Annotated in this window: 20 protein-coding genes, 1 tRNA gene and 3 pseudogenes; 18 read left to right on the forward strand and 6 right to left on the reverse strand. The window is 36.0% G+C overall.

The genetic code is table 11. The features are described 5' to 3' along the window. Positions 1-64: 64 nt before the first annotated feature. A complete protein-coding gene (locus DXB63_RS14860; protein WP_122127236.1) occupies positions 65-670 on the reverse strand; it encodes a nitroreductase family protein in 606 nt (201 codons plus the stop codon). A 175-nt stretch (positions 671-845) separates the two neighbouring features. On the opposite strand from DXB63_RS14860, the gene sppA reads away from it, so the two are divergent. The 6 genes from sppA (at position 846) to DXB63_RS14890 (ending at position 7,187) form a co-directional block, all read left to right on the forward strand. Then, a complete protein-coding gene (sppA, locus tag DXB63_RS14865; RefSeq protein WP_122127194.1) occupies positions 846-2,600 on the forward strand; it encodes a signal peptide peptidase SppA in 1,755 nt (584 codons plus the stop codon). A 4-nt stretch (positions 2,601-2,604) separates the two neighbouring features. Next, the gene (gene lpxK / locus DXB63_RS14870; protein ID WP_122127195.1) at positions 2,605-3,735 is read left to right on the forward strand and encodes a tetraacyldisaccharide 4'-kinase; all 1,131 of its coding nucleotides are present in this window, start codon (positions 2,605-2,607) and stop codon (positions 3,733-3,735) included. After that, the gene (locus tag DXB63_RS14875; RefSeq protein ID WP_122127196.1) at positions 3,674-4,483 is read left to right on the forward strand and encodes a purine-nucleoside phosphorylase; all 810 of its coding nucleotides are present in this window, start codon (positions 3,674-3,676) and stop codon (positions 4,481-4,483) included. The genes lpxK and DXB63_RS14875 overlap by 62 nt, the downstream gene beginning before the upstream one ends. A gap of 14 nt (positions 4,484-4,497) precedes the next feature. Beyond that, positions 4,498-5,538 (forward strand): thiamine-phosphate kinase, encoded by a 1,041-nt coding sequence (gene thiL, locus DXB63_RS14880; protein WP_122127197.1) that lies wholly within the window; start codon positions 4,498-4,500, stop codon positions 5,536-5,538. A 113-nt stretch (positions 5,539-5,651) separates the two neighbouring features. Further along, a tRNA-Phe gene (locus DXB63_RS14885) sits at positions 5,652-5,724 on the forward strand. Between the two features lie 236 nt (positions 5,725-5,960). Next, entirely contained in the window at positions 5,961-7,187 is a 1,227-nt protein-coding gene (locus DXB63_RS14890) for a site-specific integrase (RefSeq protein WP_122127198.1), read from the forward strand. Between the two features lie 65 nt (positions 7,188-7,252). On the opposite strand, the gene DXB63_RS14895 is transcribed toward DXB63_RS14890, so the two are convergent. The 5 genes from DXB63_RS14895 to DXB63_RS14915 all read right to left on the reverse strand — a co-directional run bounded on the left by DXB63_RS14895 (position 7,253) and on the right by DXB63_RS14915 (position 9,074). After that, complete coding sequence (locus DXB63_RS14895) at positions 7,253-7,555, reverse strand: helix-turn-helix domain-containing protein (protein WP_122127199.1); 303 nt, start codon at positions 7,553-7,555, stop codon at positions 7,253-7,255. A 6-nt stretch (positions 7,556-7,561) separates the two neighbouring features. Beyond that, positions 7,562-7,858, reverse strand: a complete 297-nt coding sequence (locus tag DXB63_RS14900) for a DNA-binding protein (protein WP_122127200.1) — start codon at positions 7,856-7,858, stop codon at positions 7,562-7,564. A 246-nt stretch (positions 7,859-8,104) separates the two neighbouring features. Continuing rightward, on the reverse strand, positions 8,105-8,398 hold the full coding sequence (locus tag DXB63_RS14905; protein ID WP_122127201.1) for a helix-turn-helix domain-containing protein: 294 nt from the start codon (positions 8,396-8,398) through the stop codon (positions 8,105-8,107). 81 nt (positions 8,399-8,479) lie between these two features. Continuing rightward, positions 8,480-8,773 (reverse strand): DUF3876 domain-containing protein, encoded by a 294-nt coding sequence (locus DXB63_RS14910; protein WP_122127202.1) that lies wholly within the window; start codon positions 8,771-8,773, stop codon positions 8,480-8,482. Next, positions 8,760-9,074: a helix-turn-helix domain-containing protein gene (locus tag DXB63_RS14915; RefSeq protein WP_122127237.1), complete on the reverse strand. Its 315-nt coding sequence runs from the start codon at positions 9,072-9,074 to the stop codon at positions 8,760-8,762. The genes DXB63_RS14910 and DXB63_RS14915 overlap by 14 nt, the downstream gene beginning before the upstream one ends. 551 nt (positions 9,075-9,625) lie before the next feature. Here DXB63_RS14915 and DXB63_RS14920 point away from each other — a divergent pair. From DXB63_RS14920 to DXB63_RS14985, 12 genes and pseudogenes are all read left to right on the forward strand, one after another. Next, positions 9,626-10,753 carry a GyrI-like domain-containing protein gene (locus DXB63_RS14920; protein WP_122127203.1) on the forward strand — a complete coding sequence of 376 codons (1,128 nt, stop codon included), beginning with the start codon at positions 9,626-9,628 and terminating at the stop codon, positions 10,751-10,753. Between the two features lie 45 nt (positions 10,754-10,798). Next, positions 10,799-11,158: a hypothetical protein gene (locus DXB63_RS14925; protein WP_122127238.1), complete on the forward strand. Its 360-nt coding sequence runs from the start codon at positions 10,799-10,801 to the stop codon at positions 11,156-11,158. Positions 11,159-11,168: 10 nt separating this feature from the next. Continuing rightward, entirely contained in the window at positions 11,169-11,657 is a 489-nt protein-coding gene (locus DXB63_RS14930; protein ID WP_122127204.1) for a flavodoxin domain-containing protein, read from the forward strand. Between the two features lie 319 nt (positions 11,658-11,976). Beyond that, positions 11,977-12,207 carry a hypothetical protein gene (locus tag DXB63_RS14940; RefSeq protein WP_122127239.1) on the forward strand — a complete coding sequence of 77 codons (231 nt, stop codon included), beginning with the start codon at positions 11,977-11,979 and terminating at the stop codon, positions 12,205-12,207. Next, positions 12,164-12,595 (forward strand): RteC domain-containing protein, encoded by a 432-nt coding sequence (locus DXB63_RS14945; protein WP_122127205.1) that lies wholly within the window; start codon positions 12,164-12,166, stop codon positions 12,593-12,595. Before DXB63_RS14940 ends, DXB63_RS14945 begins: the two co-directional genes overlap by 44 nt. A 129-nt stretch (positions 12,596-12,724) precedes the next feature. Beyond that, positions 12,725-12,970 (forward strand): annotated as a pseudogene (locus DXB63_RS14950) (helix-turn-helix domain-containing protein); the annotation flags it as partial. A 564-nt stretch (positions 12,971-13,534) separates the two neighbouring features. After that, entirely contained in the window at positions 13,535-15,340 is a 1,806-nt protein-coding gene (locus tag DXB63_RS14960; RefSeq protein WP_122127207.1) for a reverse transcriptase/maturase family protein, read from the forward strand. Between the two features lie 109 nt (positions 15,341-15,449). Beyond that, positions 15,450-15,542: pseudogene (locus tag DXB63_RS14965) on the forward strand (DNA-binding protein); the annotation flags it as partial. Between the two features lie 285 nt (positions 15,543-15,827). Then, complete coding sequence (locus DXB63_RS14970; protein ID WP_122127208.1) at positions 15,828-16,412, forward strand: BfmA/BtgA family mobilization protein; 585 nt, start codon at positions 15,828-15,830, stop codon at positions 16,410-16,412. Positions 16,413-16,417: 5 nt separating this feature from the next. After that, positions 16,418-17,144 (forward strand): annotated as a pseudogene (locus tag DXB63_RS14975) (DUF5712 family protein); the annotation flags it as partial. A gap of 502 nt (positions 17,145-17,646) precedes the next feature. Continuing rightward, a complete protein-coding gene (locus tag DXB63_RS14980; RefSeq protein ID WP_122127209.1) occupies positions 17,647-18,603 on the forward strand; it encodes a hypothetical protein in 957 nt (318 codons plus the stop codon). Between the two features lie 80 nt (positions 18,604-18,683). Then, entirely contained in the window at positions 18,684-22,001 is a 3,318-nt protein-coding gene (locus tag DXB63_RS14985) for a VPA1262 family protein (RefSeq protein WP_147332295.1), read from the forward strand. Positions 22,002-22,111: the final 110 nt, after the last annotated feature.

Raw genomic sequence — 22,111 nt, forward strand, 5'->3', positions numbered from 1 at the left:
CTATATATATTTATATTTATATAAATATAAATATATATAACGGAGTGGAAAAAGAGGAAATAAATCAACTCTTAAAAACAAGTATCCTATCCTCTAAAGGTTTTATTTCTTTTTCACCGGGAGACTGAACCGGCAAACCGAAAGGCATTTCAGCCACCAGTGTCCAACTCGAAGGCAAATTCCAGGTTTTACGAACGTCCTCATCAATCAAAGGATTATAGTGCTGCAAAGATGCTCCAAATCCTAAATCTTCAAGCATCGACCAAACTGCCAGTTGGTGCATTGCAGAGGTTTGCTCAGACCAAACCGGGAATTTTGCCTCGTAAGAAGGGAAACTCTCCTGTAAACTTTTCACTACTGTTTCATCTTCAAAGAACAAAACCGTACCGTAACCGGAAGCAAAACTCTTATCAATTTTACTTTCCGTTTGAGTAAATTGTTCTGCGGGAAGTATTTTACGAAGCGTTTCTTTCACAATCTCCCACAGTTTCTTATGATCCTTGCCCAACAAAAGCACCAATCGCGTCGATTGAGAATTAAAAGCAGAAGGCACATATTCCACTGCAGTTGTCAAAACATCTTCTATTTCTTTATCAGGTACCGGAGAACCATTGCCGATAGTATAATAACTCCTTCTGTGTTTCAAAACATCTTTAAAATTTCTTTCCATATTTGTATTTATTACATTTTTATACTTTATAAGTATAACAAACAAGAAGGGAAAATAGTTTTCAAATTCTCTATCTATAAGCAGATTATTTCCTGAATCTTTGGACTTATCATTTCAAACTGCTACCTTTGCTTACATTTAATAAAAGAAATATTCAATACAAAATAAAAAGATCATGAATGATTTTCTTAAATTTACACTTGCCACCATCACCGGCATTGTCTTATCCGTATTCTTATTTTTCCTTATCGGAGTAATAAGTATTTTTGGAATAGTGGCTTCATCCGAAACCGAGACTCCAGTCAAAAGTAATTCTATTATGTTTCTTGATTTGAATGGAAATCTGATTGAACGGTCTGAAGACAACCCTTTCACACAATTCTTTGGAGATGACTTCAACACATATGGTTTGGATGATATCCTAACAGCAATCAAAAAGGCTAAAGAAACGGATGAAATAAAAGGTATTTATTTACAAGCCTCTTTTTTAAACACCTCTTTTGCTTCTTTGGAAGAGATCAGAAATGCGTTGCTTGATTTTAAGGAAAGCGGCAAGTTCATTGTGGCATACGCAGACAACTACACACAGGGACTGTATTATTTATCAAGCGTTGCCGATAAAATCATGCTGAATCCGCAAGGTTCCATTGATTGGAAAGGTTTGGCTTCTCAGCCCATCTTCTATAAAGACCTGCTACAAAAATTAGGTATTGAAATGCAAATATTCAAGGTCGGCACATATAAATCAGCAGTAGAACCATTTATCAGTACGGAAATGAGCCCTGCCAACCGTGAACAAGTGACTGCATTTGTCAACTCCATCTGGAATAAATTATTAAGCGACGTATCTTCATCAAGAGAGATTCCTACCGATTCACTTAACGCATACGCCGACCGTATGCTGATGTATCACCCGGCAAAAGAATTCATTGATTGCAAAATGGTGGATACCTTAGTATATAAAGACGGGGTCAGAAATTATTTGAAACAATTACTTCAACTTGAAGACGACGATAATGTCAGAACTTTGAACCTCAGCGAGATGGTTAACATAAAGAAAAATGTGCCTAAAGACAAGAGTGGCAATATCGTTGCTGTTTACTACGCATACGGCGATATAGACAATATGAACGACAATGAAGGTATTGTTTCTAAAAAAGTAATCAAAGACCTCCGCAAACTGAGAGAAGATGACAATGTAAAAGCGGTAGTCATGCGCGTAAACTCTCCGGGCGGAAGCGCTTTTGGTTCCGAGCAAATATGGAATGAAGTGCGTTTGTTGAAAGAGAAAAAGCCCGTTATTGTTTCTATGGGAGATTATGCCGCATCGGGCGGTTATTATATTTCTTGCGCTGCCGACAGCATTGTAGCACAACCGACGACTCTGACCGGCTCTATCGGTATTTTCGGCATGATGCCTAACGTGAAAGGCCTGACGGATAAAATCGGATTAAACTTCGACATAGTAAAAACCAATAAATTCTCAGATTTAGGGGCATTAGGACGTGGATTGAATAGTGACGAACAAGCTTTGATCCAGATGAGTATCAATAATGGTTATAAACTATTCGTTACCCGTTGTGCCAATGGAAGAAATATGTCAATAGAAGATATTGAGAAAATAGCAGAAGGGCGTGTATGGACAGGAGAAAAAGCGAAAGAAATCGGTTTAGTCGATGAGTTAGGAGGACTGGACAGAGCAATAGAAATCGCAGTCAACAAAGCCGGCATCGAGAATTATACCATCATAACCCATCCAGCTAAAGAAGACTTTTTCTCATCGCTCATGAACAAGAAGACATCCGATTATATTAATTCCAAACTAGAAAATTGCTTTGGAGATTATTATAAAGGATTCAGTTTTATCAAGAATCTGGAAAAAACGGATTTTATGCAAGCACGCATGCCATTTGATTTAAACGTCAAATAAACTCATGGAAGATAATTTTATCAAAATAGACCGGTGGCTTTATCCTGTTGCGTTTTTATACGGAATAGGAGTAAGATTGCGCAATAAGCTGTTTGATTGGGGAATACTCCATTCTACAGCTTATGATATACCCGTCATCTCCATCGGAAACATCACTGTTGGGGGGACAGGAAAGACTCCCCACACAGAATATTTGATAAGATTACTACAAAAGGATTTTAAGGTTGCCGTATTAAGCAGAGGATACAAGCGCAAATCCACAGGCTTTCAATTAATCGGGCTCGACACTTCTGCCGAGCAATCGGGAGATGAACCCTACCAGATAAAACAAAAGTTTCCGGATATATATATGGCCGTCGATAAGGATCGTCGCCATGGCATAGAGTTACTGAGCCGCGAAGACATTGCCCCCAATGTAGAGGTCATACTCTTGGACGACGCTTTTCAGCACCGCTATGTACAACCGGGCATCAACATTTTGCTGATAGATTATCATCGTTTAATATGTAATGACGCCTTGTTACCGGCCGGCCGCCTGCGCGAACCGGCATCCGGTAAACATCGCGCCAATATCGTCATCATAACCAAATGCCCGACTAATATTAAACCAATGGAATATCGGATATTATCTAAACAGCTGGATCTGTATCCGTATCAACAACTTTATTTTTCAATATTAAAATACGGAGACTTAACTCCAATAGTTCAATCACCGGAAAATAAAGTCAAACCGTTATCGAGCTTATCTAAAGACGATAACATATTGTTATTTACAGGTATCGCATCTCCCAAGCAAATCATAAGAGACTTGGAAGCATATACATCGACGATTGAATCCCTATCGTTTCCGGATCATCATTTTTTCAATAAAGAAGATGTTGACCTATTAACAAAACGCTTCGAGTCTATGCCAGGAGAAAAGAAAATCATCGTCACCACAGAAAAAGATGCAGCACGATTAACTTGCTCACCCCACTTCAGCGATGAACTAAAAAAGTACATATATGTTCTCCCTATAGAAATAGAATTTTTACAAAACCAACAAGATAGTTTTAACCAAAACATTATAGGCTATGTTAGAAAAAATAAAAGAAACAGCATCCTATCTAAGAGAGAGAATGCATACAAGTCCTGAAACAGCTATTATTTTGGGAACAGGTTTAGGCAGTTTAGCCGGAGAGATAACTGAGAAATATGAAATAAAATATGAAGATATTCCTAATTTTCCTGTTTCAACAGTAGAAGGCCATAGTGGAAAACTGATCTTTGGTAAGTTAGGCAATAAAGACATTATGGCAATGCAGGGACGTTTCCACTTCTATGAAGGATATTCCATGAAAGAAGTTACTTTTCCTGTACGCGTGATGAGAGAATTAGGTATAAAAACACTTTTTGTATCTAATGCCAGCGGCGGAACAAATCCTGATTTCGAAATAGGAGATTTGATGATTATCACCGACCATATCAACTATTTCCCTGAGCATCCGCTCCGTGGGAAAAACATTCCTTACGGGCCACGTTTCCCGGATATGAGCGAAGCATACTCCAAAGAACTTATCAATAAAGCGTTAGAAATTGCTAAAGAAAAAGGAATTAAGGTACAGCAGGGTGTTTATTTAGGCACCCAAGGGCCGACTTTCGAGACTCCGGCAGAATACAGGTTATTCCACATCATGGGAGCCGATGCAGTAGGTATGTCTACAGTTCCTGAAGTCATCGTCGCTAACCATTGTGGAATTAAAGTATTCGGCGTTTCCGTAATCACGGACTTGGGAGTAGAAGGCAAAATTGTTGAAGTTTCTCACGAGGAGGTTCAGAAAGCGGCTGACGCAGCTCAACCTAAAATGACGACCATCATGCGTGAGCTTATCAACAAAGCATAAAAACCATAAAACATATGCAGGAAACGAATAGAACAGAAATTTCAACTTTAGGAGAATTCGGGCTTATCAAACACCTGACTCAAGGGATCGAGTTCAAAAACAGTTCCACAAAATATGGCGTAGGCGATGATGCTGCCGTATTGGAATATCCGGATAAACAGGTACTTGTTACCACTGACTTATTAATGGAGGGTGTACATTTTGATCTTACTTATGTTCCTCTGAAACATTTAGGATACAAAGCAGCAATTGTTAATATCTCGGATATTTATGCCATGAACGGTACGCCTCGACAGATGACTGTATCCATTGCTCTTTCCAAACGTTTTTGCATAGAGGATATGGAAGAGTTCTATGCAGGTTTACGTTTAGCATGTAACCTTCACAATGTAGATATAGTGGGGGGAGACACAACCTCGTCTCTTACGGGATTGGCAATCAGCATAACTTGCATAGGAGAAGCAGATAAGGATAAAGTTGTATACCGTAATGGAGCTAAGGAAACAGATCTTATTTGCGTAACAGGAGATTTAGGTGCTGCCTATATGGGGCTCCAACTTTTGGAGCGGGAAAAGACTGTATTCAAAGGAGAAAAAGATGCCCAACCTGATTTTGCAGGAAAGGAATATCTTCTCGAACGACAACTAAAGCCGGAAGCAAGAGGAGACATTATTCAAAAACTATCGGAATTGAATATTAAACCTACTGCTATGATGGATATTTCCGACGGACTATCTTCCGAACTTATGCATATCTGTACCCAAAGTAATGCAGGTTGCCGCGTTTATGAAGAACATATCCCAATAGATTATCAAACTGCAGTCATGGCAGAAGAATTCAACATGAATCTGACAACTTGCGCGATGAATGGTGGCGAAGATTATGAATTACTTTTCACTGTTCCCATTGCCGACCATGAAAAAGTATCGGCTATGGAAGGAGTAAAACTAATCGGGCATATTACCAAACCGGAACTGGGATGCGCACTCATTACTCGCGATGGACAAGAATTTGAGCTAAAAGCACAAGGCTGGAATCCATTAAAAGAAAAATAATTAATTTATAAGGCACTGATAATTAATACAAAGTAGCATTATCAGTGCTTTTTCTTTTCTTTTTATTTGCAAGATTCAAAAGTTTCACTACCTTTGCATCCGCAAACCAAAAAGGTGCCATAGCTCAGTTGGTAGAGCAAAGGACTGAAAATCCTTGTGTCCCCGGTTCGATTCCTGGTGGCACCACTTTTAAAAGACTTCAAATTTGGTAAATCCCTGAAAATTAAACATTTCAGGGATTTTCTTTTTCTCCCAATCCGCATATTTTTGGCAAAATAACGCACTTTCGTAGTGCTAAATCGTGGACAATTTTAGTCTCGAAAAAAATGTCCACGAATTGTACCGTAAGTCGTTGATTGTCTTATCGTTTGATTCTTGCTATTCTGCACGATTCAGTAACTTTAAACATTAATTTTTAGAGTATGAAACGACAGACTTTCAACGTGCTGTTCTTCATCCGCAAAACAAGAACAGTAAAATCAGGTGAAACACCTATCATGTTGCGGATAACTATTCAAGGTCAATTAGCTGAAATGCAGCTAAAACGAACTGTCAAGCCCAAACTTTGGTCGCAAGCCAAAGAACGGTGTACAGGTAAAGATTCTAAATCTGTAGAAGTAAACCGTTATCTGGAATCAGTAAAATTACGCTTGTATGAGATTCATCGAACTTTGGAAAATGAAAACAAACTAATTAATCCGATGGAGATTAAAAGACGTTTTCTCGGACTGGATGAAAAGCATAAGATGTTCTTTGAAGTATTCCAAGAACACAACGACAAATGTCGGGAACTGATAGGCAAAGATTATGCAAAGGTCACTATCTCCCGTTTTGATACATGCTTGAAGTATTTTAAAGAAATGCTTCTAAAACAGTATCATCTAAAGGATATTCCAATGAAAGAAATAAATAATGCCATCATTCAGGATTATATTCATTTCTTGAAATCAAAAAAGAATCTGCAAGAAAATACCGTTATCCGCTACATGAAAGTAGTCAAGAAGATTACTAACATGGCTCTTGCAAATGACTGGATAGATAAGAATCCGTTTATGAATATCCATTTTCATGAGCAGGAAGTACATAAGGAGTTTCTAACCAAAGAAGAATTAGAAATTTTACGGACTAAAGTTTTCAATGTGCCACGTTTGGAGTTGGTACGTGATATTTTCTTATTTCAGTGTTGGACTGGATTAGCATTCATAGATGTTTCCGAATTGAAGCCTGAACATTTGGTAACAGATAATGAAGGTAACATCTGGATAAGAAAGGCTCGCCAAAAGACAAAAATCATGTGTAACATTCCACTCTTGGATATTCCGTTAGCTATATTGGATAAATACAAGGGCTATCCGCTTTGTGAAAAGAAAGGTACATTATTACCCGTTCCATGCAACCAAAAGGCAAACAGTTATTTGAAGGAAATAGCTGATTTCTGCGGAATTAAGAAGAACCTGACCACTCATACAGGACGTCATACTTTTTCGACTGTCGTTACGCTAGCTAACAATGTATCATTGGAAAATGTATCTAAGATGCTCGGTCATACCAATACGAAAATGACACAACGGTACGCAAAAGTATTAGATCAGAGTATTCTTCGAGATATGCAGAATGTACGGGAGAACTTCTCTACTAAAACCACCTAAAGATGAAAACGGCTACCCAATCCATTCGGACGGTAGCCGTTTCTCCTTCTTCATCATATTAAAGACTAAAGAGAATAATCTTCTATATTATAGGCAGAACGAAACCTATCATCCAAAACCTTCCTAATATCCGATTCACGAAACAGCACTTTGCCCGGCAATTGAATAAAAGGGAAAATACCATCATCCCGATGATACTGTAAAGTTCTACGGCTGATTTTGAGAATGGAACAAAGTTCTTCACTTGTCAGATACCGTTCACCCTCAAACATGGGTTTATTATTCTTCAATGCATATTCTATATAAGGTAAAGCCCTATCTAAAGATTGCAATAATTCTTTGCTATCCTCATTCGTGTACAAATCCATAAGCAATTATTCTTTAGTGGTTACTTTTATTCTACCTGAATCCAATAATTTTTGTACTTCGGCAACCTTATAATATACTTTCTTGCCAACTGTCGAAAAAGAAAGTTTGCCACTCTCACGTAAAGACTGTAATATTCGCAGAGAAATATTTAGCGAAGCTGCCAATGTCTTGCCTTCTATCCATTCTTTCTCAATACACATATCAGAGGGAGATAAAGAAGTATTATCTGCCAATGATATAATCTGTTCCAGCTTCTTTCTAAAAGAATCGAAGGAAACTCTTTCTATTGCTACTATATCCATATATAAATTACTTTTCAAAATTCATTTTCTTTTAAAGTAAGTTTTTCAGAACTCAATATGAAACATTGACAAAGGTAAGTTCCGCATTTAGCCTGTTCAAGTCCAAGCCTTCGGTTTAGATGAAAATCTTCCTCTCACTATGTTCGAGCGTATTTTCATCTAAAGACTTGCACAGACTAAATACTTCACTGGATAAGTCAATGATTCAAATTAAATTCCGAAAAACAATGTTTTGAGAGTGGCAGGTTATTCCTTCCAACTTTCAAAGTAGTGCTTTTGGAGCAGTTTGTCAATATCACTTTGGCGGTAGATGATTTTGCCTTTTATCTGAATGAAGGAGATTAATCCCGTATCTCGCCATTCTTGCAAGGTTCGCAAACTGACATTCAGTTTCTTGGAAACTTCATGGCTAGAAAGAAAACGTTCTCCGTTCAGGTGGGGCTTGTAGTGCTTTACTATAATTTCAATGCCTTTCAGCATTGAATCGAGCGAAGAAATAAATTCTTTGACTTGTGGTGTATCTTTATTTATTAGTTCCATGATTGAAAGATTGTTTTATTGAAATATTGATTTCTAGATTGCTAGATAGCTAATCAGTTATATGATTAGTTGGTTAATAAGTTAGTTACGCAGATAGTTACCCAGTGACGAAATGCTAAGTACATCTTTTGCCGGATCATAATCAATATAGAGCCGTTTAGATACAATGGCAATAAAATACCGACTACCATCTTTTTGTATCTCATACGTAGCGGGCGAAGCCTGTTTGGTAGTGTCCGATACATATATAATAGAAAGAAGATAATCTTTTTCGCTCCGATAGATAATAACCGTTGGATTCAGATTAATACTTTCCCATGTGCCGACAATAGAAAATAGATTGAAAGACGGATAATCTTCTTTAGCTCTTTTCATAAGGCATAATTTGTTTAGATGATTGATTCTGTATTTTACTATCTGCAATAACCTTTTCAATATCAGCAGGTTTATAATAAATTTTATTACCTATTTGAGAATACGGCAACTTTCCGCTACTCCGATAATACTGCAAGGTTCGTTTACTAAAACCTAACAACAGGCAAACTTCTTGGCTATCTAGCCAGTTCTCTACTTTTTGTACATGAGTATTGCATAAACTCTCTATCCGTTTGGTAAACTCGATGAACCTCTCACAGACATATAAGAAGGTTCTTTTTTCAATGGTAACTATTTCCATACTTTCAATTTTAGATGGTTTATAAAACATGTTGATTTAACTTTCACCAGCAAATGAAAGAAAAATCATGAGCCGTTTTCAAAACAGTCTAGGGATGGCATAGTAAGTCCAGTATTGACTAAATATTAAAACCAATAAGATAATTGCCAGATGAGTAATGAAACATATTCAATAATAATACATGCGACAATACTGGCATATATAAAAGTAGCTTTATGCATTTACATCCTATAGATATACAATTGATTAAGTAGCTAATTTATAAACAGATACAAAAACAGATTTAGATACAATACTTAAAAAGTACAACTACTCAATATATTGCCGCCACGTAAAAAGCAATAGTTTAGCCAACGAGCATATGCTTATCCATATATGTTCTGGAGATTACAACTCAGCCCTAAAATAGGAATAACTCTTTTTGATTTTCTAAATCCTTGGAAAATAGACTTAGAAAGTTTTATGATGGCAAATTAAAATGAAAGAAGGCTATTTATGGTAACTTTTTGCATAACATATTGAGTAACTTTGCACTCAATAATAGAAAGTTTATGGAAATCAATACTGAAACGAAATATTGCCAAACTTGTGGAATCCCTTTGGATATTGACTATACCAATCTTAGGGCAGACCATAATGAGGAATATTGTGATTACTGCCTGAAAAATGGAGTTAAGCTATATGACTTTTCAATGGATTACCTCATCTACCTTTGGGGGCTTTTCCCCGAAGAATATTATAAAGAGGTTGGAATAAAGCATACTTCATCGGAATTGAGGGAAATTATGTCCAAACGATTACCTGAAATCAAAAGGTGGAAGCAAAAGATTAATACCGCTCATATTCAATACGAGTTAGTCATAAGAGTGCAGGAATATATCAATTGTCATTTGTTTGATGATCTTGATTCCGAGAAGCTTTCTCAAGTTGCAGGTATGTCCAAATATCATTTCCGACGTCTTTTTAAAGCAGTCTGTGGTGATAGCCTTGGAGATTATATCCGGCGATTAAGATTGGAGTACATTGCCTTTAAGTTGATATCAACTGATGTAAGTGTACCCGAACTTCTTTGTCAAATCAATTATCAAAATAAGCATACGCTTTCAAGAGCGTTCAAGAGGTATTTTAATTGTTCTATCCCCGAATTTCGTAAAAGACATTCAACTGCTTGCCCTGAGGGAATAAACCCCATACGAGTGGAATTAAGTATTGAAAAAGTACCTGACATTCGTATCGCATGTTTAAAATTGGAGCGAACACATAATGTTAGCTATAGTTTTTCTCTCTTATGGAAACAGTTATTACAATTCTCCGAAAGCTACGAATTATTGCAAAAAGGATGCAAGTATTTAAGTCTGACTCTTGATTATCCTTTTATTACGGCGGAAGAACAGAGCCGTTTTATGGTTGGAGTAACTTTGCCACAATCATTTGAAACACCTAAGGGCTTCGGTATATATGAAATTCCTGCGGGTGAATATGCCATATTTCGTTTTAAAGGATTGTACCATGAGTTAAATAGGGTATATCGTTATATCTACCTTGACTGGCTATCTGCAAGTGACTATACCTTACGAGAACCATTTACCTTTGAGACTTATATCAATACACCTAATAAAACTCCTGCTTCGGAACTGATAACGAATATTTATATCCCTGTTATGAAGAAAGATGTATAAAATATTTTAATCAATAAATAGAGAATGAACAAAAAAGAAGACAATATGAATTATAGAGATAAGGCGATACGTTGTGTCAAGGATACGATATTGCCCATGCAAAGAGAGCAATTTGAAGCGTGTGGTCGCTGTTTGGACGAACAGTACAGACGATATGGGAATACTGAGTGGCTTAATGCAAAGACCATTGAAGAAGGACACATTTATGAAATCGGTTACCCTGCGTGTGTCTGTCCCGACGTGGCAAGCAGAAAAGTAAAAGATGCATCACATTGCGAATGCTCACGCCAGAGCATACTATATATTATCGGAAATTTACTGCCCGATAAACATATCAGTGTGGAAATAATCGAAACTATTTTGGGTGGCGCAGAAAAATGTCGTTTCAAGGTAACTGTGGATTGAGAGAGAATTTATGAAAACAGCAATAATCTACTATTCAAAGCATGGAACGACTGAAAGGGTTGCACATCTTATAGGAGAAAAGTTAAGCCCTGAACCGGAGTATATATCATTGAAAGAGTTCTACAATCCTGATATTCAAGATTATGATAGAATTATTCTTGGAACTTCTATTTACGCTGGTCATCCAGGGAAATTGATGAGTAAATTTTGCAATATGAACCGTACTCAATTAGAGCAGAAGGTTATAGCATTATTCATTTGTGGAATGAATGATAATCAAGAGGTTGAGCAACTAAAAAACGCTTTCCCCGAATATCTACACTCAAACGCTCTCGCTGAAGCAATATTGGGTGGTGAGTTTCTGTTCAACAAGATGAATTTCATAGAAAAATTTGTTACGAGAAAGATTACCAAAGTGACATGTTCTGTTTCAAATCTAAGATATGATGCGATAACAGTCTTTTTAGAAAAATTGAATAATAAAGGAAGTGATATATGATGAAAGCCAGTAGCAATGATAGAGATGTTTGAATTTTCCGAACTTCTATTATGACCGAAGTAGAAATAGAAAGAATAAAAATATTTATTTGCTCAATACTCGCAGATCCATAAGTGGAACGTGGACTTGAGGATTAGAAGAAAGTTTTACGCATAGAGAGCGAAGATATTACAGGACTTGATATTATGAATATGCTGCAAACAATTAATATTTGTATATCAGAACTGTAATAGTTTGATTATAAACCATTATCACAAATAAGCATATTAAATGTAAACTATATATTTATTAATTTTATTTACTATTTAAAATCATGCTTATGAACAAACTATTGAGAACAGAACTTTTCAAACTTTTGATTGAAAAGTCTAAAGAAGAAGTCGATAACAATGTGATTCAAAATGCCTATGACGAGTTTATCGAACAAATTAGAACCGTGAGTAATGAAAATGATTATTCTACTACTTATCGTATTCTTGCAGCTACCCGTATTGAGATAGCTTCACTTGAAACAACACCTCTTTACGGGCAGGGGGAAAAATGTGCTTAAAAAGTGGTTTATACAAAAGGCACTGGCGATTATTAACGCTGAACTGGAACTGCTGAATCTAAAAATCCAATACCCAACTCCGTTCCAGAATCGAAAAAACAACTATCCACTCTCACCACTTTATCTAACAGATGAAACCTATCTTATAGAAATCATGGAACTGGTTAGCGGATTGTTCCTATCTAAAAGAGTTGTAACCCACAACGGAACAAAATCACCACTTACAGAAATCGGACGAGCCTTTGAGTATCTATTCAATATTAAACTGGGAGATATTCACAAAAAGCATGAGAATGTGATCTGTCGGAAAGCCAATAAGCGCACCGAGTTTTTGGATATACTTCGGAAAGTTATTTCCGAAGAAAATAAAAAGAAAGGTTATCTATAAATCAACCACTTATCAACAATTGTTAGGGGTGTAGTATATCTACTCCCCTAATTTATTTGCATTCATTTTCCGAACTTTGCTTCATCAATCGATTGGTATTCTTAATGTTCAATTTAATAGTAAAGCAAAATGTATATAGATAACGAAAACTTCGATAAGTGGATGGAGAAGCTATCGAAGAAACTAGCTGAGATAGGTCAAAACCTGCAATCTCTTATTAATACAGACAAAGTGTTGGATGAAAACGATAAACTGTTAGATAATCAAGACTTAGCCTTTTTGCTAAAAGCATCTTTCAGAACCCTACAACGCTATCGGGCAAAAGGTGTACTTCCCTACTTTAACATTGGACGGAAAACGTACTATAGAGCCAGCGTGCGCCCATAAGGATATGTATCAAATATCTCTTTGGCAAGAGATTAGGTAAGAGTTCTAAACACCTATCATCACCCGACTTATCTGAAACGGAAACGGGACAGGGAGTGTAGCATGTCGGGAAAGCCGTAAGTCAACTAAATATCAAGTTGCGACTGAACGGCAAGATGAAAAGATGAATATGAGGATAATGTCTGGATTGATAGAATGGTAGACCTATGACTCATCTGTAGGTAAAGGCGTAAGATATTTATAAACGTCTTTTTGTGATACCGTGGCTTATCGGATTGGCGAGTTTACGGCAAGAACTTATCACAACATAGCCGCAATAAGCGGAAAGGTTGAATGCCATATCCGACAATTCATCGCGCCAATAGTTGATACATATCTAAATGGGGATTGCCTAAACCGGAACGCCTGTTATCAGGCTATGAGGTATTGTCCTCTGAATATCCGTCATGGCAACGGAGCCTCCGTAGTAGTCCGAGTGAGGGAAAGCCTCATACATGGCGAAGGGAGGCAGTTAATATCTTAATACAATTAACGGAAAATGTGAGAGACATTATGAGAAATCCAGAAAGAGTATTAAAAAGCTTAGCTGAACACAGCAACACTTTGAACTATAAATATAAACGGTTGTATCGGATTTTATTCAATACAGAAATGTTTTATGTTGCCTACCAAAACATCTACGCTAAAGTGGGCAATATGACAGCCGGGACTGACGGGAAAACGGCTGACCGGATGAGCGTACCTCGTATTGAGGCACTGATAGCCTTATTAAAAGATGAGACATATCAGCCACATCCGGCTAAGAGAGTGTATATACCAAAGAAGAACGGTAAAATGCGTCCCCTTGGAATACCCTCTTTTGATGACAAACTGGTGCAGGAGGTGACAAGAATGGTACTGGAGGCAATCTATGAAGATGGTTTTTCCAATACATCCCACGGATTCCGCCCTGAAAGGAGTTGTCACACAGCCCTGCTGGCTATCAAGCGTGAATATACAGGAACCAAATGGTTTATTGAAGGGGACATTAAAGGGTTCTTCGACAATATAAACCATGAAGTCCTGATAAACATCCTCAAGGAAAAGATAGATGACGGACGCTTTATCCGCCTGATCAGAAAGTTCCTTCGTGCGGGATATTTAGAGAACTGGAAATTCCACAGAACATATAGTGGAACTCCACAAGGTGGCATTATTAGCCCGATATTAGCTAATATATACCTCGACAAGTTCGATAAATATATGCAAAGAATGTGTGATGTATTCCGTAAAGGAGGCAGAAAGAGACGGATGTTCCCGAAAACCAACAAATTATATAGTAAAAAGTGTCTGCTGTTAAAGTCCATTGAAACAGAAAAAGATGAAAAAGTAAAAACAGAGAAGTTAGAGCAAGTTAAAGAATACGAGAAACAGATAAGGAAAATGCCAAGTGGAGACCCTATGGATAGTAACTTCCGGAGGATGCGTTACATCAGGTACGCAGACGATTTTCTGATCGGAATAATCGGAAGTCAAAAAGATTGTCAAGAAACGAAAGAAAAGATAGCTCAGTGGATGCAAAATAATCTCAGGCTTGAACTGTCAGAAGACAAGACTTTGATAACCAATGCCCGGAAGCCTGCAAAATTCTTAGGATACGATATATTTGTCCGCCAATCAGACAATATAGAGAAAACTAAGTCGAATATATATGCAAGAATCCATAATAACAAGGTGGTACTGAAAATCACATCAGAAGTGATGAAAAAGAAACTTCAACAATATGATGTACTCGATTTTGAGAGGTATAAAGGCAAAACCATTTGGAAGCCTAAAGCCCGTAAAAGAATCACCAATAACTCCATTTTGGATATAGTCACGCAATACAATGCGGAAATCCAAGGACTGTATAACTATTATTCCATAGCCAGTAACAGCTGCAACCTGTACAACTTTTATCATATCATGGAATACAGTATGTACAAGACTCTTTCCCAAAAACTGAACAGTACGGTAAGCAAAGTGATCAGTCAATACAAAAAAGACAAGAATTTTGCAGTACCCTATATCGACAAAAATGGAAAGACCAAGTACCGGATATTCTATAATAAAGGTTTCTATCAAAGAGGGACAAGTAAATTCTATTCAGAAAAAGAGCCGTTCTTTACCAATGTTGGCGTAAAAGAACCAACATTAATAAGGCGACTTCAATCCTGCCAATGTGAGCTATGCGGTGCCAAAGGGGAAGTTTCTATGCTTCAGGTACGAAATCTTAAAACTCTAAAGGGTGATAATGATTGGGAGTGTCTGATGATTAAACGGAACCGGAAAACACTTGTCGTATGTGAAAAATGCAGGCAACGAATGGATAACGGCTAAGTTCATGGTATTAATGGAAAGCCGGATACATTGAAAGGTGTACGTCCGGTTTGGGGGCGAGCATCTGCAAACCCGCCATAGTAATATGGAAAAGGGCGGTGGGTGCTTAGCCTACGATATTAGGTCTTTCATTAGTGAACGTGCCGATTTCCAAACCTACAAACAGTTTGAAAAAGCCAATCAATTAGAGAATCAGCTTTGAAAGCAAAAGGTAGCAAATTTAGGAATGAAGCATTCCTGTTACTTCCTTGTGCTACCACCCTAATTTAGCTGAAACAGCTACGCCTTTCGGCTTCGCTTGTTTCGCTAAATTGAGCAAGAGGGGACTGGACAAGTCCTGTTCTTCCCTCTTGCCCTGCGGGGCAAAGCCTTCGGCTTTAGCGGTTTAAGTTAAACCGCTGTAATGACACCTGTAATAATCAATTTAAGTTTATTGCTTATTATCAGGCGATTAATAGAACGAATTTCTATAAAATTGTAATTACTCATGCAAAATAGCAGCAGGAAAACCATATTTACCACCGTTTCCATAGACAAGGAAACCGGCGGGTTAGTAGAAAAGATAGGCAAACGCTATTCGCTGAAAAAAGCGGAAGTAGTGAAACAGGCTTTCAAGTATATCGACAAGGCAAATATCAATCCTGCCGATGCCCCCGAATCGGTCAAAGCCGAACTTTCCAAAATCAACAAACGGCAGGATGATATTATTCGTTTCATTCGGAACTACGAGGAAAAGGAACTTAACCCGATGATACGGGCGACCAATTCAATAGCCGTCCGCTTCGATGGCATTGTGAAAGCATTGGAAACGCTTGTTCTTTCACAATTAGAGAAGAATCAGGAGAAATACAACGCCGTTCTGCAAAGGATAAGCGATAAATTTACCGAGCATGCCAATGTGATAAATGGTCAGGGCAAGCAAATCGGCACATTACAACAGGTACAGAAAAGAGATAACGAAAAACTTTTGAAGTTGATTAGCCTTTATGCGGAGTTGGCAGCTTGCGGAGTGATGGACGGCAAACGTAAAGAAAACCTAAAAGCAGAAATAACGCACCTGATAAACGAATAGTAAGCATGAATATAGATTTTCCGCCACCATCAAACGGAGTTTACAACAATGCAGGTAGCAGCCGACAGTTGGCAAATTATTGCGAGCATGAAGATTTGCAACGGATGGAGCAGGGAATTTATACCGAAGGCTTTTTCAACCTTACGGATGATAATGTCTATAAATCCCAAGTTGTAAAAGACATTGAGGGGAACATCGGGCAACTGCTAAAAACGGATGCCAAGTTTTACGCCGTCCATGTCAGCCCATCGGAAAAGGAACTGCAAGCGATGGGCAGCACGAAACAGGAACAAGCCGAAGCCATGAAACGGTATATCCGAGAAGTGCTCATTCCCGAATACGCCAAGAATTTCAATAAAGGACTATCGGCAGAGGACATAAAATTCTATGGCAAAATCCATTTCAATCGCGACCGTTCCGACAATAAACTGAACATGCACTGCCATTTGATTGTAAGCCGTAAAGACCAATCGAACAAAATCAAGATAAGTCCGCTTACCAACAACCGCAACACCAAGAAAGGCGTTATCACAGGCGGTTTTGACCGTACAACCTTATTTGAGAATGTAGAAAAAGGTTTTGATAAACTGTTCGGCTATAATCAGCAACTATCCGAAACGTTCGAGTTTTGCAACACCATGAAAAATGGCAGTATGACAGATAAACTACGGATGCAGGAACGGGAACTGAAAGCCCCCGAACAAAATTTTGCTGGTGAAAAGAAAAAGATTGTTGATATACAAACAGATGAAAATATAAAAACACAAATAAAAATATAAAAAACGATTTCAGATACTTCAATACAACAGCAAATCAGTACGTCAGTAAATCAATCAACTAATAATTCGGTAGGTCAATCAAACGATGGAAATGGTTTGTCTTCTTTGTTTTCGATACTTCCATCGGCTGCGGATGTCAATCCAGTGGATGAACAACAAGCATCGAAACCCAAGAAAAAGAAGAAACGAAGACCAAGATTTAGTTGAAAAAATTAGATTTATATTGTGCCAAAAGTTATCTCCCGTCCAACTTCGGTTATTTCCCGTTCATGGCTTCCCAGCCCGTTCTGAAGGGCGGAAGCCCCACGAGAATAACCGATAGTCCGAGAATTACTTTTGGCAGTGTAATGGCGATTTTATGCAGCTTCATAATAGCGTGGTTCAGAAGATTATTATGTGCTGAAAATCATCAAAATACCAATAGAAATTAGCATCTTTACTCAAAATTTTAGAAAATGAGCAATTATATCTATTTAGACTGGAATATTTTTAATAAGATAGAAAAAATGGATGACTTGGATGAAGAAGAGAAACAAGTTTATTCAACAATTGAAGGATTAATAGTTAGTGAGAAGATTACAACTCCTTACTCTAATGCTCATATTAATGATTTGCTACGAGGATATGCTAATAATCCTGTTTACATTCCACAGCACCTCAATACTATCAAGCGTCTAACGAATAACCTTTGTATTGTTCAATATTGGGGAAATACTCAATCAACATGGCATTATCGAGATGTTGATGAATTTTTCAATTCGGCATTAAATGAAAAAGACAGAACTTCTGATTCATTTCTTGGACTTATGGACTGCGATGACACAGGCTTGATGAGAAAAGCTATGGAAATGTATCGTTTTATCCATGTGCCATCAAATTTTAAAGAGATATACAAGGCTGCTCCAATTTTCAATTTAATGTTTCCACAAACAAAATCGGAAATGAATATGCTTGCACTGATGGAAGATATTTATAATTTTTCAAATAATGCAAAGAAAGATTATTCGCTTTACAAATCACTGAAGACGTATATAAATCAAAGTAAAACGAAACTTAAACAACAAAAAGATTTGTTTAAAGGAATTAATAAAGACCTCCCTTCATATTTGGAATCTGACAAATTTTGGGAAGAATATGCTCCGAAGAATAAAACAAGTGACAATCCTGCATATCAAAAAATTACTGATACTTATTTTAGAATTGATTTTAAAGGATACAAATCGGATGCTCGATTTTCAAATATGATTGATGATGCTTTACATGTGTTTTATGGAGCTCATTGTGACTACTTTCTAACCATAGATGATAAGTGTCATTATAAAGCGGCAGAAACTTATCATAAGTTAGGGATTATGACAAAAGCACTTAAGCCAACAGAGTTTGTTAACAATCTTGGAATATTAAAAACATAAAACGTTAATGTTCCATTTTGCGGCTGATAAACGCAGAGTGTAGTTAAAGGTATAAATATTATGGTTTAAAAATGACTTATATGAATAAAACAACAAGAAATAATGAAATAACAGAGGAAATGATGAAAGATTCAAGATTATTTCCCCTGTTCTGTGATACAACAAAATTATTATTTCAATTATTTGTATTAGAAATTAAGAATAATGACACCAATGAAAAAATATATAAGATTGTATATGGTTTGTGTATAAGAACTACTCGAGAAGATGTAAGTGATGAATACTTTTGTAGTGATTTCAACAAGGTTTATACTTCCATTAATAATACGTATTCTATTTCCAAAATCAGCATCTACAATTATCCTTCAATAATTATTGACTTAGTTAATGAGTTATTATTAGGAAAAAGCCTAAAAAATGCAAGTGACAAATTAAATGCTAATAAATTAAAATTTGATGTATTTTATGCGAAAAACTTCAGTATACGTCCTGTCATTTTCAACGAAACAAATACTTTCATTTCTCGCAATCCGTATGAAAAAAACGCATTGATTAGTCCATTTAAAGATATTCCTTCTTTTACTTTAATTATCTACAATTTAGATAAAATGAATGTTCTTTTTATAGATGAGAAGATAAAGAACTCTGCTTTATTATCAGTGCTAAAATATTTACAAGAAGAAACCAACTTGCCTTTTCTGACAACGGGTTGTGTCCGATTTGGTAATATTGAATTTATCAATACTCAATGCGCCGATGAATTTGAAGTCGGGTATGTAAATTCTGGAACTATTAAAGAAACTATCACAATTGATTGCAAAGAAGAATCCATTTGTAAGAAGATTTCTATTTCAATAAAACCCAATATTTATACTTGCTCTAAAAAACTGTTAATTAATTGTTTCTTGAAAAATGGGGAACAAGTGATATTAGATGAATGCAAGGAAATATTTCACGAAAAGGAACAAAATCTCTCAATCATTTTTGAGAGCCAAGAACAAATAGGGAGTATTTCTATAAGTATTTGGAAAGAAGAAAATAATGTATTTCAAATATGGTATAAATATTCTGTAACATTGTGCCGGCAAATTCAATTTAATATGGGAATGGTTGGTTTGCATGGAATTGTGCAATCTCCTTGGTTGGACGCCATTGAAAATAGTAATAAGAAGACGAAAGAAAAAATATCAGAGGCTAAAAAAATATCGAAAACATCATATCAATCCTCAACCATTGGTCAATATACTCAAGACCCTTGGGTGGAAATAGATAGAACTTTTTCCAAATATGTTAATCGAATAAATCCAAAAAAGTCTGATGCTGAATTCTTCCCACAAGGTTGGGATGCGAAAACGGAGGAACATGGCTCTATTTCTTTTTTAGAATGGTTTAAGGAACAAACAAAAAATGCTAAACAAGTAGTTATTCAAGACCCTTTTTACGATATTTTAGGATTAGAATTTCTTGTCCGAACAACGAATGCGGATACAAATTATATCATCCTTACTTGCACGCAAGTAACATCAACAGATGACGATAAAAAAGAAACAACTGATAGTTCTAAATTTAATTTATACTCTCAAATTTTTAGCATATTTCGAAAGAGAAAAAAACCTAAAAAGGATATAGAGCCTAATAGAGCAACTAGAATAAAGTCATTTATTTTTTCAAATCCTTCATTATGTGATTCACTGAAGTTAAGTATTTATGATATGAGGAGCACAGGAGGTGGAGATATAAATCTTTTGCATGACCGGTATATTCTAATTTTTAACGGAAATATATTGCAAAAGGGGTTCCATTTATCAAATTCAATACAAGGAGCAACGAAAAAGCAACCATTGCTTATCACGCCCATTCCAGAGGATGTACTTCAAAAAGTTAATAACCATATCAATGATTTAATCAGTAAAACAGAAATCGAAAATAGTGTTATTAAAATAATCCCATTGTATAATTATAAAGACACAAAAACGAAATTAGAAATCAATGATGAGGAAAAAATAGCTAATGCAAAATTGTATGAGCAATTGAAACTAGAAATTACAAAAGATGAAAATGTATCGAAAAATGTCATTGAAAATTTTATATCTAAGGCTTTATCGAAAAAAACATTTCCTGAATTTTGGGCAACTTTCGGATATCTATTAGCAACAACGACCCATGATGATAAAATCATATCTATATTAGAAACAGTAGATAATCCAATGTTTGCTGTTGAATTAAGAAAATATATGGAATCAACTATCTCTGCAAAATTTCCGCTTGGATTTTCTCAAAGAAGACGTTACCGAGAACATGATTTTCATTTTTTATTCATTGAAGAATTTAAAGATATTGTCGAAAAGATTGTACGATTGGGTGACTATATATCGGAAACTTATGGTTATGGTAATTATGGCGTCTATTATGGTTGTAGCTTACTTTTAAATATTAATTTTAATGAATACATTACACTCATAGAATTCATTAAAAATCAATATGCCAGAAACAAAAATAAAGATTTGAAAAATGCTCCATTGTCCAAGTTGTCAACGATTTTATTTGCCAACTTATTAGAATCTCTATTTTGGCGAGATGACTCAGGTGTTTTAACAGAAAAAATACTTCACAGCAATATCCCTTTTATGAAAGCAGTGGCAACATCTGCACTTATTTCTAATATTCTGAAAGAAACTCCAAGTATAACATTTGATAAATTTAAAAGATTGCTATTTAGTAATTTATCTATTGATGAATCACTGTGCGCTTTTGTTATCTGCTTGCTTAACCATAAATTCAGGAATCGACATATTGATACCCCTCTTGAATCTAGTGTTTTATCTTCTATTTCATCTGTTTTAGTTGAAAATTATAGCAAAGACCGACTTGAAAATATGTTTAGGCAGATATTGTATTCTCACTATCCATCGATTGAGAAAAAATTTGCAGAAGAAGTTTTGTTGAAATTAGAGGCAGAAAATTTAATTGATGCTAAAGCTATATTTCAATTATGGAGTGATGAATTTTTAGCATTAATCGGCAATTTCGATTCTGTTCGGAATTATTCGGGAATTATCGATATGACAGGTTGGTCTTTTCAAATTATTGACAAAGAAAATAAAGATAAGTTTGTTGAGAAATTGAGAAGATTATTAAAAAAAGAAATAAATGAAATCAGAAAACCTTTTAGAAAAGAAACAAAAGAATGGAGTACATCATTTGAAAGGATTTTATTGATTAAAACGGTTCTAATGATAGCCGTTTTATATACACGAGAAACAACCGATTGCTCTGATGAAATTCAAATAATAAACGAAATAGGCAAATTGGAGAGAGATTATCAATACAATAAAGATTATAGCACGATATATTCTTTTTCTCAACAAATTGAAACTGAATACGAAAAAGTAATCTAAGACACTATATTTCTGTACTATCGACAAGACAAAAATAGTCTATTTTCGTCTCGTCAACAGAACAAGAATATCTTCAATTCATCCCAAATATTTTATTTTGTTTCTAAAAT

This window comes from Bacteroides sp. OM05-12 (assembly GCF_003438995.1).
Taxonomy (GTDB): Bacteria; Bacteroidota; Bacteroidia; order Bacteroidales; family Bacteroidaceae; genus Bacteroides.